Here is an 11,691-nt window from a genome sequence, read left to right as displayed (position 1 = left end):
AATCCTTTCCGATCAGCCTTCTTGGGGGCGGGTGTTGCCGTTGAGGGGGTGCAAGTCGAGCAATTCGGCCGCCGCAAGGTCGGCCACGCGGGCCGGCACCGCCTGGGGGGCGGCGATGTCGGCGAGTCGCGCAAACGTGAAGAGAAGCGGCGCCTCCGTGCGGGTGCCCTCGAGCCGGGGCACGCCGAACTTCAGGCGCTGGCGTTGTTCGGTGGGCAGCTTGCCCAGCAGGCTGCGCGTCACGAGGATCGCGCCGGCGCGGCTGACCCGGGAAAGCTGCTCCGCGTGGTCGGCCGTATCGCCGACCACGCGGAGTGCTCCCTCCCCTGTCGCTCCCACGACGCCCATCCATTCCTGTCCTTCGTCGATGCCGACGTTCATCGCCAGCTCGAGCTCCCAGCCCTTGCGCGCCTGCCAGCGCCCGGACACCTGGCGCATGGCCTCGCGGGCCTGCTGCGCGGCGGCGAGCGCATTCCACAGGTGGCTGCCGCCTTCCTGCGGGAGGAAATAGCAGACCAGCACCTCGCCGCCCTGCGGGCCGGCGCGGCCCTTGTGCTTGCGGAAGACGCGATCGAGCTCGGCCCAGATCTCGTTGAGGAGCTCGAAGTACTCCTGGGCGGTGAGCCGGACCCACAGGCCGCTCGCGTCGTCCAGGGTGCTCACGAGCACCGTCACGGGCGTGACCAGGGGCGCGGCGGCGGGCTTCTGGGCCGGCACCGGCACGGCCACGGAGCCGTAGTCGTCCTGCGCTGCATAGGCGAACAGCACGCCTTCGCGGAACTGCACGGCGTAGACGGTGCGCGCCGGCAGGCCGTTGCCGGCCGGGATGCCGGCCTGCATCAGCAAGCCCGTGTCGCCCCGGCGCGGCTCGTCGTACAGGCGCTGCAGGCGGGCTGCTTCGTCCGGCGCCAGGTCCTGGAACAAGGCGCCGGCGGTGGCCCCGCGGGCGCGCGCCACCTGCAGGTGAAAGCGCAGCATCGCGTCGCCTCCCCTGGCGGCGTCCACCGACAGCAGCTGGCTGAAGATGCTGGTCCCTTGCACGCCGGCGCGCTGCGCCAGCGGCGAACGGGCATCGGAGCGGGTCTCTTCGTTCGCCCAGGTGATGCGAAAGGCGTCGTTCACCAGGTAGGCGGGGTGGCCGAGCGGGCCGGCCGGCAGGCTCAGGGCCAGCGCCGCACCGGATTCCCCCCGTGCGGAGGCGGCAATGGCCGCGGCCACGGGCGTGACGGGCATGGGGGCCGCGCCGGTGGCCGATGCCGGAGCGGCAGCGGGCGGATGGGCCGACAGGTGCTCGCCGATGCGGGCGATGCTCCAGCCCTGCGACTTCAGGCGCTGGATCTCCTGGACACGGGCGATCGTGTCGTCTGGGAAGAAGCCGATGCGAGGCGCAGCGCCGTGCTCCGGTCCCGGCGGCAGGACCTGGGGCCGCGGCACGAGGCCGCTGGCGATGTAGTTGTTGAGAGTGGCACGTGAGATGCCGGTCCTCTCGATGATCTCTTTGCTGGTGAGCAACGAGTGCCTCGTCTGTAGACTGTTCAGACGGACTGTACAGTTACTCAACTGGACCGTCAAACATATGGCCTTACATCTGTCTTAGGTTAGATACACAGACAAACCCTAAGTGCCATGCAAGTTGTTGAATTTACACGTGTTGAACTGTCTAGAGCACGGCCGTGGCTGAGGTTTTCCATAGGTAGACTGCCTAATGCAATGAGTTGATCTGTCTAGATATCTGTCTAAGCAACTGTCCAAGTCAGTGGACAGTCATTCTGGACAGTTGGTCACTGTTGTGTTCCATGCACAACCGTGGCGCCCGAGTGGCCGGAAGGCATCCGCAGGGGCATCCCTGCCAAACATTCGACAAGGAGCTGTATCGGTTGCGGGCCGATACCATGTCCCGATGGACACGCGTGACGGCTCCAGACAGCCCGCGCCGGGCGGGGCGGCCGCGGCGGGCGAGCGCATCGACTGGTTTCCCACCTCGATCTGGCGCTTCAACGTCGCCGGCAGCGAGGCCCTGAACGAGCAACTGCTGCACTTCATCCTGGCCGAGCGCAGCCGCGACCCGGGCGGCATCGGCCGCTCCTCCGTATTGGGATGGCACAGCGGCGACAAGCTGCACCTGCGGCCCGAGATGAAGGAGTTCGTCGAGGTCCTGGAGCGCAACGTGGGGGAGGTGACCCGCACGTACAAGCTCGACACCCGGCAGGCGACGGTGGAACTGGCCACCTGCTGGGCCATGGTGAACGGGAAACTGGCCTCGGGCGCCCTGCACTGCCACCCGAACTCCTTCCTCAGCGGCGCCTACTACGTGAGCGCGGGCGACAACAGCGGCAACATCTTCTTCCAGGATCCCCGGCCGGGCGCGAACACGGTGGCCTGCCCGGTGACGGAGTTCCAGCCCTGGACCATCCGGCAGGTCAGCTACCGGCCGCACGCCGGCGGCATGCTCGTGTTTCCGAGCTGGCTGTACCACGGCGTCGAGCCGAACCTCGGTGACACGCCGCGCGTCAGCATCAGCTTCAACTACCGCCTGAACTGGCAGCCCGGCTCGGGATGAGCGAACCCGCGGGTCCTCTTCGCGTCCTCACCGCGCCAGAAAAACGAAAACCCGCCGAAGCGGGTTTTGTCTTTTTCATGCTGGCGGAGAGGGCGGGATTCGAACCCGCGGAGGGCTATTAACCCTCACACGCTTTCCAGGCGTGCGACTTAAACCGCTCATCCACCTCTCCAGCAAGCGTGCGATTGTAGCTCACGCGGTGGCGACGGCTTTGCGCGCTTCCTGGGGATTGGCCAGCATCGACAGCAGCAGGTTCACGTCGGCCGGCTTGACCATGTGGAAGTCGAAACCGGCCTGGGCCGAGCGCATGCGGCTTTCGGCTTCGCCATAGCCGGTCAGCGCGATCAGCAGGGCATCGCGCGATTCTTCCTGGCTGCGCAGCCCGTGCGCCACTTCGAAGCCGTTCATGCCGGGCAGGCCGATATCGAGCAGCACCACGTTCGGCTTGAACTCGCGGGCGACGGACAGGGCCTCCTGCCCGTCGTGCGCCATGCGCACCTCGAAGCCTTCCATCTCCAGCAGCGTCAGCAGGGTCTCGGCCGAGGCCTGCAGGTCGTCGACCACGAGGATGCGCGCTGCGCCGGCCGGCGCCGTGCCGCTGCGCGCGGCAACGGCCGGCAGCGGCTCCGCCACTTCGGACCCCACCTGCGCGGGCAGCGTCAGGTTCACCTCTGCCCCTTTGCCCAGGCCTTCGCTGGCCGCCCAGACCCGGCCGCCGTGCAGTTCCACGAGGTGCTTGACCAGGGTCAGGCCGATGCCCAGGCCGCCCTGCGAGCGGTCCAGCGACTGGTCCGCCTGCGCGAACAGCTCGAACATGTGCGGCAGGAACTCCGGCGCGATGCCCGCGCCCTGGTCCTTGACCGCGATGTGCAGTTCCCCGTCCCGGTAGTCCGCCTCCAGCCGGATGCGGCTGCGCGTCGGCGAGAACTTGCTGGCGTTGTTGATCAGGTTGGACAGCACCTGCGACAGGCGCACCGAGTCGCCTTCCAGCTCGATGCCTTCCTTGGGCAGCACCACGTCCAGCACCTGCTCCCGCGCGCCCAGCCGGGGCGCGCTCGCCTCCACCGAGCGCTCGATCAGCGTGGACAGCTGCAGCTTCTCGGGCTTGACCGTCACCTTGCCCTGCACGATGCGCGAGACATCCAGCAGGTCGTCGATCAGCCGCGCCATGTGGTCGGCCTGGCGGCCGATGACGTCGCGCGCCCAGGCCAGCTTGGGTGGCAGTTCCGCCGCGCCGCCCAGGATGTGGACCGCGTTGCGGATCGGCGCCAGCGGGTTGCGCAGCTCGTGGGCCAGCATGGCCAGGAACTCGTTCTTGCGCCGGTCCGCCTCCTGCACCGCGGAATACAGGCGGGCGTTCTCCATGGCGATGGAGGCGCGGCTGGTGAATTCGCGCAGGAGCGCGATACGCGTCGAGTCGAACTGGCTGGACGGCCCCAGCAGCGCCAGGGCGCCGCGGATCTCGTCGCCGGCCAGCAGCGGGCAGATGGCGGCCACCCGGCCGTCCTTCTGCCACAGGTTGAACTGGCGCGTGCGGATCACCTGGTCGGCCGCCTCGCGCAATTCGGGCGTGAACACCTCGTCGTCGTCGGCGCGGGGCGCCGGGTGCATCTCCAGCCGGCGCACCCCGCCCTCCTCGTCCGGGATGCCGAGGACGGCCCGTTCCGCCAGCATGGGCACGCACAGCTGAAGCACCGCGGCGATCGTGTCGTCCAGGTTCAGCGAACGGGACAGCGTGCGGCTGGCCTCGGCCAGGAAGTCCGCCCGATGGATCGCGTCTTCCGCTGCCGCCCGCGCGGCTTCCGAGCGCGCCAGTTCCTCGCGCTGGACGGCCTGCTTCTGCAGCTGGCGGTTCATGCGGAACAGCTCGACGAACACCCGCACCTTGGAGCGCAGCACCTCCGGCACCACCGGCGAGGGGATGTAGTCCACGGCACCGAGGGCGTAGCCGCGCCGGGCCTGGAGCTCGTCGACGTAGGCCGTGATGAAGACGATGGGCGTCTGCGCGGACTTCTTGTACTGCCGGATCAGGCTCGCCGTCTCCAGGCCGTCGATGTCCGGCATGTTGACGTCCAGCAGGATGACCGCGAACTCCATCTCGAGGATGTTCTTCAGCGCCTCCTGCCCGGACCGGGCGCTGACGATGTTCTGGTCCAGCTCGTCCAGGATCGTCCGGAAGACGACGTGCTTTTCCGGCAGGTCATCCACCACGAGGATGTTGACCTTCTCGGCAGCCTCCTGCGTTCTCGCAGTGCTGGTCGTCAATGAACTCTCCTTACTGCTGCAGCCATGCGCGCAGCACCGCAAGCAGGTCCGGCGTGTTCACCGGCTTGGCCAGGTAGTCCCAGGCGCCTGCCTCGATGCACTTCTCGCGGTCCCCCTTCATGGCCTTGGCCGTGACGGCGATCATAGGCAGATTCCGGCCCTGCGGGAGCTTGCGGATCTCCTTCATCGTCGCCATGCCGTCCATCTCCGGCATCATGATGTCCATCAGAACGACCTGGATTCCCGGGTCGTTGGCCACCCGGTTGATCGCCTCGCGGCCATTGTCGGCCCAGACGATGTCCATGCCGTGCTCTTCCAGCACCGTGGCCAGGGCGAAGATGTTGCGCATGTCGTCGTCCACGATCAGCACCCGCTTGCCGGCCAGCGGCTTGGCGGTGTCGTAGACCATGTCGATGACGTTGCGCTTTTCCTCCGGCAGGCGCGCCAGGCTGCGGTGCAGCGCGATCAGCGCGGCGTCGAACAGGCGGGCGCCGCCGTGCACTTCCTGCACGGTGATCCCCTCGTCCGAGTGCCAGGCGTGGCGTGCCCCGCCCTCGCCGCGGTAGAGCACCAGCGGCACCGGGCCGATGTCGGCCTGCCCCGCGATCTGCCGGCGATAGTCGCGCGGGTCCAGCCCGCCGAAGCCGTCTTCCAGCACCACGGCGTCGAACTTGCCGTCTTCCAGCGCCTGTTGCAGCTGGGCCCCCGAAGCGACCACCGTCACGTCGACCTGCTCGCCTTCGAGCTGCGCGAGCAGCTCGTTGCGGGCGACCTGGTCGTCCACGGCCAGCAGCAGGCTGCGCTCCTGCCGCGAGACGTAGGCGTGCAGCTTGTCCAGCATGCCGTCCAGCACCTCCTTGGACCGGATCGGCTTTTCCAGGAAGGCCAGCGCGCCGGACTTGAAGGCCCGGTCCTTGCTGTCGTCGGTGGAGATCACGCACACCGGCACGTGGCGCAGGGCCAGGTCGTGCTTGACCCGGTCCAGCACGCGCCAGCCGGCCATGTCCGGCAGGTGCATGTCGAGCGTCACGGCCGAAGGCTTGTGCTGGTTGGCCAGCGTCAAGGCCCCCGCCCCGGTCGGGCTCACCAAGCCCTTGAAGCCCTTGGCCCGCGCGGCATCGAGCAGGAAACGGGCGAAGGCCAGGTCGTTCTCCACGATCAGCAGCACCTGGTCGCCCGAGTGGATGCTGTCGCGGTCGTCGTTGGCCACGTTGTCCGCGGCCAGCGCCTCCTCGCTCTCCGCCGGCGCCTCGATGGCGATATCCGTGACCTGTTCGGCCACGGCGGCGCCGGTCTGCGGCGGCGACGGCAGGCGCCTGGCCTGCGGCGCGAGCGTGGGCTCGGAGCGGTAATCCGTGCTCACGCGGCGCGCGGTGCGCGTGGCCATGTAGACCAGCGGCAGGTACAGCGTGAAGGTGGAGCCCTGCCCCGGCGCCGAGGTCAGGCGGATCTCGCCGCCCAGCAGTTTGGACAGCTCGCGCGAGATCGCCAGGCCCAGCCCCGTGCCGCCGTACTTGCGGCTGGTGGAGCCGTCGGCCTGCTGGAAGGCCTCGAAGATGATCTGCTGCTTGTCCGGCGAGATGCCGATGCCGGTGTCCGACACGGAGAAGGCGATCACCTGCTGGGCGCGGTTGAGGTCCTCGTTGTCCGTCGCCCAGCCGCCGAAGACCTCCTCGATGGTCAGCGCCACGTGGCCCTGGTGGGTGAACTTGAAGGCGTTGGACAGCAGGTTCTTCAGGATCTGCTGCAGGCGCTTGGCGTCCGTGACCATGGAGGGCGGCAGGTTGAGGCCGCTGCGGACGCTGAAGTCCACGTTCTTGGCCTCGGCGACGTGGCGGAAGGTCCGCTCCACGTACAGCTGCAGGTCCGACAGCCGCAGGTCGTTGACGTCCACGACCACCGTGCCGGACTCGATCTTGGACAGGTCCAGGATGTCGTTGATCAGCATCAGCAGGTCGTTGCCGGAGGAGTGGATCGTCTTGGCGAACTCCACCTGCTTGGGCGTGAGGTTGCCTTCCGGGTTCTTGCACAGCTGGTCGGACAGGATCAGCAGCGAGTTCAGCGGCGTGCGCAGCTCGTGCGACATGTTGGCCAGGAACTCGGACTTGTACTTGGAGGTCAGGGCCAGCTGCTTGGCCTTGTTCTCCAGCTCCTGCCGGGCCTGTTCCACTTCCGCGTTCTTGCGCTCCACCTCCTGGTTCTGGTGGGCCAGCAGGCGGGCCTTCTCCTGCAGTTCCTCGTTGGTCTGCTGCAGTTCTTCCTGGCGCGACTGGAGCTCCTGGGCGAGCGACTGGGACTGCGCCAGCAGGTCCTCCGTCCGCATGTTGGCCTCGATCGTGTTGATCACGATGCCGATCGATTCCGTCAGCTGGTCCAGGAAGGCCTGGTGGGTCGGGTTGAAGCGCTCCACCGAGGCCAGCTCGATGACGCCGCGCACCTGGCCTTCGAAGATGATCGGCAGCACCAGCACGTTCAGCGGCGTCGACTCCGTCAGGCCGGACACGATCCTGAGCGTGTCCGGGAAGCTGGAGGTCAGCATGATCTTCTTCTTGTCGAAGGCCGACTGGCCGACGAGGCCCTGCCCCAGGTCGACTTCCTTGCCGTAGGCGCCGTGGCCGTCCGAGGCGTACGACGCCATCAGGCGCAGCTTGGGCTGCTCCTGGTTGTAGCGCAGCACGTAGAACTCGGCCTGCTGCGCGCCCACCACGGGCGCCAGCTCGGACAGGATCAGGTGGCCCACCGCGACCAGGTCGCGCTGGCCCTGCAGCATGCGCGAGAACTTGGCCAGGTTGGTCTTGAGCCAGTCCTGCTCCGTGTTCACCTGCGTGGTGTCGCGCAGGTTGCGGATCATCTCGTTGATCGTGTCCTTCAGCGCGGCCACCTCGCCCTGGGCTTCCACGGTGATGGAGCGCGTCAGGTCACCCTGGGTCACGGCGGTCGCCACTTCGGCGATCGCGCGCACCTGGGTGGTCAGGTTGGCGGCGAGCTGGTTCACGTTCTCCGTCAGGCCCTTCCAGGTGCCCGCGGCGCCCGGCACCTTGGCCTGGCCGCCCAGCTTGCCTTCCACGCCCACTTCACGGGCGACGGTCGTCACCTGGTCGGCGAAGGTCGCGAGCGTGTCGGTCATGGAGTTGATCGTGTCGGCCAGCGAGGCGATCTCGCCCTTGGCTTCCACGGTCAGCTTCTGTTCGAGGTCGCCGTTGGCCACCGCGGTCACCACCTTGGCGATACCGCGCACCTGCGAGGTCAGGTTGCCGGCCATGAAGTTCACGTTGTCCGTGAGGTCCTTCCAGGTGCCGGCCACGCCTTGCACGTAGGCCTGGCCGCCCAGCTTGCCTTCGGTGCCCACTTCGCGCGCCACCCGCGTCACTTCGGAGGCGAAGGAGGAGAGCTGGTCCACCATCGTGTTGATGGTGATCTTCAGTTCCGAGATCTCGCCCTTCACGTCCACGGTGATCTTCTTGGACAGGTCGCCGGCGGCCACCGCCTTGGTCACGTCGGCGATGTTGCGCACCTGCGAGGTCAGGTTGCCGGCCATGAAGTTCACGTTGTCCGTGAGGTCCTTCCAGGTGCCGGCCACGCCCTGCACGTAGGCCTGGCCGCCCAGCTTGCCTTCGGTGCCCACTTCGCGCGCCACCCGCGTCACTTCCGAGGCGAAGCTTCGCAGCTGGTCCACCATCGTGTTGATGGTGTTCTTCAGCTCCAGGATCTCACCCTTCACGTCCACAGTGATCTTCTTGGACAGGTCGCCCGCGGCCACGGCGGTCGTCACTTCCGCGATGTTGCGCACCTGCGCCGTCAGGTTGCCGGCCATCGAGTTCACCGAGTCCGTCAGGTCCTTCCAGGTGCCGGCCACGCCCTGCACGTCGGCCTGGCCCCCCAGCTTGCCTTCGGTGCCCACTTCCCGCGCCACCCGCGTCACTTCCGAAGCGAAGCTTCGCAGCTGGTCCACCATGGTGTTGATGGTGTTCTTCAGTTCGAGAATCTCACCCTTCACGTCCACGGTGATCTTCTTGGAGAGGTCGCCGGCCGCCACCGCCTTGGTCACGTCGGCGATGTTGCGCACCTGCGCCGTCAGGTTGCCGGCCATCGAGTTCACGTTGTCCGTGAGGTCCTTCCAGGTGCCCGCGACGCCCTGCACTTCCGCCTGGCCGCCCAGCTTGCCCTCGGTCCCCACCTCCCGCGCCACCCGCGTCACTTCCGAAGCGAAGCTTCGCAGCTGATCCACCATCGTGTTGATGGTGTTCTTCAGTTCCAGGATCTCACCCTTCACGTCCACGGTGATCTTCTTGGACAGGTCACCCGCGGCCACGGCCTTGGTCACGTCGGCGATGTTGCGCACCTGTGCCGTCAGGTTGCCGGCCATGGAGTTCACCGAGTCCGTCAGGTCCTTCCAGGTGCCGGCCACGCCTTGCACGTCCGCCTGGCCACCCAGCTTGCCTTCGGTGCCCACTTCGCGGGCCACCCGCGTCACTTCGGAGGCGAAGGAGGAGAGCTGGTCCACCATCGTGTTGATGGTGTTCTTCAGCTCCAGGATCTCACCCTTGACGTCCACGGTGATCTTCTTGGACAGGTCACCGGCGGCCACCGCCTTGGTCACGTCGGCGATGTTGCGCACCTGCGAGGTCAGGTTGCCGGCCATGAAGTTCACGGACTCGGTCAGGTCCTTCCAGGTGCCGGCCACGCCCTGCACGTCGGCCTGGCCACCCAGCTTGCCTTCGGTGCCCACTTCCCGCGCCACGCGGGTCACTTCCGAGGCGAAGGAGGAGAGCTGGTCCACCATGATGTTGATGGTGTTCTTCAGCTCGAGGATTTCGCCCTTCACCTCCACGGTGATCTTCTTGGACAGGTCGCCCGCCGCCACGGCGGTCGTCACCTCGGCGATGTTGCGCACCTGCGCCGTCAGGTTGCCCGCCATGGAGTTCACCGAGTCGGTCAGGTCCTTCCAGGTGCCGGCCACGCCCTGCACGTCGGCCTGGCCCCCCAGCTTGCCTTCGGTACCCACTTCCCGCGCCACCCGCGTCACTTCCGAAGCGAAGGATCGGAGCTGGTCCACCATCGTGTTGATGGTGTTCTTCAGCTCCAGGATCTCACCCTTCACGTCCACGGTGATCTTCTTGGACAGGTCACCGGCGGCCACGGCCTTGGTCACGTCCGCGATGTTGCGCACCTGTGCCGTCAGGTTGCCGGCCATGGAGTTCACCGAGTCCGTCAGGTCCTTCCAGGTGCCGGCCACGCCCTGCACGTCCGCCTGGCCCCCCAGCTTGCCTTCGGTGCCCACTTCACGGGCCACCCGCGTCACTTCCGAGGCGAAGCTTCGCAGCTGGTCCACCATCGTGTTGATGGTGTTCTTCAGTTCGAGAATCTCACCCTTCACGTCCACGGTGATCTTCTTGGACAGGTCACCGGCGGCCACCGCCTTGGTCACGTCGGCGATGTTGCGCACCTGCGAGGTCAGGTTGCCGGCCATGAAGTTCACCGACTCGGTCAGGTCTTTCCAGGTCCCGGCCACGCCTTGCACGTCCGCCTGACCACCCAGCTTGCCTTCGGTGCCCACTTCCCGCGCCACGCGGGTCACTTCCGAGGCGAACGATCGGAGCTGATCCACCATCGTGTTGATGGTGTTCTTCAGCTCCAGGATCTCACCCTTCACGTCCACGGTGATCTTCTTGGACAGGTCACCGGCGGCCACCGCCTTGGTCACCTCCGCGATGTTGCGCACCTGCGCCGTCAGGTTGCCGGCCATGGAGTTCACCGAGTCCGTCAGGTCCTTCCAGGTCCCGGCCACGCCCTGCACTTCCGCCTGGCCGCCCAGCTTGCCTTCCGTACCCACCTCGCGCGCCACGCGCGTCACTTCGGCGGAGAAGGTCCCGAGCTGCTGCACCATCTTGTTGATGGTCATGGCGGTGCGCAGGAATTCGCCTTCCAGCGCGCGGCCGTCGGCCTCCAGGGCCATGGACTTGGACAGGTCGCCCTGCGCCACGGCACCGATCACCCGTGCCACTTCCGACGTGGGGTGCACGAGGTCGGAGATGAGCGAGTTGATGGATTCGGCCGAGTCGCGCCAGAAACCGTCGCTGCTCGGCATGGAGGCGCGCTCCTTGAGCTTGCCTTCCTTGCCGACGACCCGCGACAGCCGCGCGAGCTCCTGCGACATGCGCACGTTCTGCGCCACCACGTCGTTGAAGGCGTCCGCGACCTTGCCGAACAGGCCGGTCCAGTCGTGCGGCAGCTCCGCGCGCGCATTGCCCTTCTTCACTTCGGTGATGCTGGCCAGCAGCGTCTTGGTCCGCTCGTTGACCAGTTCCACTTCGTCCAGCACGCCGTTGACGGCGGCGACGTTCTCCTGCCAGAAGCCGGTGAGCTTGTCGTCCGCCACCCGGCGGCCCGCCTTGGAGCCGCTGTGCGGCGCTGCCGCCACCGACTTGAGCCGGGTATGGGTCCGCGCCGTCTGCGAGGACAGCTCGTTGAATTCGGCCGCGATCTTGCCGTACAGCCCATCCCATTCGGTGGGCAGCGTCACCCCTTGCTCGCCGCGTCGGAAGGCCGACAAGGCCTTCAGCACCAGCTTCAAATCCCCGTCGCGATGCTCGGCAGCAGGCGGCTTCGCCAGAACGTCCATGTGATTCCCCATTCGTAAGCATCTGTTGACATGTCAAACAGAGCTTGGGAGGGTACTGTCTTCGCAACAAGCCTTCAACACGACAGGAACCCTCCGTGCCCCGCAAACCCAATGCCGGCGTGGCCTGTAGGAAGGGTCCCACAGGAAAAGCTCCGCAGTACCTACATGGCCGAAGCGCGCCCGCAACGCTTTTGGACCAATGCATAGCGCACGAAAAAGCCGCCCGGAGGCGGCTCTTTCGGAT

4 protein-coding genes and 1 tRNA gene are annotated in these 11,691 nt (G+C 67.0%); 1 reads left to right on the top strand and 4 read right to left on the bottom strand.

Features of this window, described 5'->3' with window-relative positions; genetic code table 11:
* Positions 1–12 precede the first annotated feature (12 nt).
* The gene (locus AC3EGR_RS04235; RefSeq protein ID WP_488545191.1) at positions 13–1,512 is read right to left on the bottom strand and encodes an adenylate/guanylate cyclase domain-containing protein; all 1,500 of its coding nucleotides are present in this window, start codon (positions 1,510–1,512) and stop codon (positions 13–15) included.
* A 388-nt stretch (positions 1,513–1,900) separates the two neighbouring features.
* Here AC3EGR_RS04235 and AC3EGR_RS04230 point away from each other — a divergent pair, with 388 nt between their 5' ends.
* Positions 1,901–2,560 carry a TIGR02466 family protein gene (locus AC3EGR_RS04230; RefSeq protein WP_488545190.1) on the top strand — a complete coding sequence of 220 codons (660 nt, stop codon included), beginning with the start codon at positions 1,901–1,903 and terminating at the stop codon, positions 2,558–2,560.
* An 81-nt stretch (positions 2,561–2,641) separates the two neighbouring features.
* Here the strand turns inward: AC3EGR_RS04230 and AC3EGR_RS04225 are convergent.
* From AC3EGR_RS04225 to AC3EGR_RS04215, 3 genes are all read right to left on the bottom strand, one after another.
* Positions 2,642–2,732 (bottom strand) — tRNA-Ser (locus AC3EGR_RS04225).
* A 20-nt stretch (positions 2,733–2,752) separates the two neighbouring features.
* Entirely contained in the window at positions 2,753–4,825 is a 2,073-nt protein-coding gene (locus AC3EGR_RS04220) for a hybrid sensor histidine kinase/response regulator (RefSeq protein WP_488545189.1), read from the bottom strand.
* A 10-nt stretch (positions 4,826–4,835) separates the two neighbouring features.
* Complete coding sequence (locus tag AC3EGR_RS04215) at positions 4,836–11,447, bottom strand: HAMP domain-containing protein (RefSeq protein ID WP_488545188.1); 6,612 nt, start codon at positions 11,445–11,447, stop codon at positions 4,836–4,838.
* Positions 11,448–11,691 lie beyond the last annotated feature (244 nt).

The sequence above is a fragment of the Ramlibacter sp. G4-7 genome, assembly GCF_057784995.1.
Note: the sequence above shows the minus strand (reverse complement) of the source record. Positions and strands in the feature narration are given on the sequence as shown.

What these genes read in the sequence shown, in the direction of transcription:
- AC3EGR_RS04215 (WP_488545188.1), bottom strand. Translation starts at nt 11,447, where the DNA reads ATGGACGTTCTGGCGAAGCCGCCTGCTGCCGAGCATCGCGACGGGGAT.
- AC3EGR_RS04230 (WP_488545190.1), top strand. Translation starts at nt 1,901, where the DNA reads ATGGACACGCGTGACGGCTCCAGACAGCCCGCGCCGGGCGGGGCGGCC.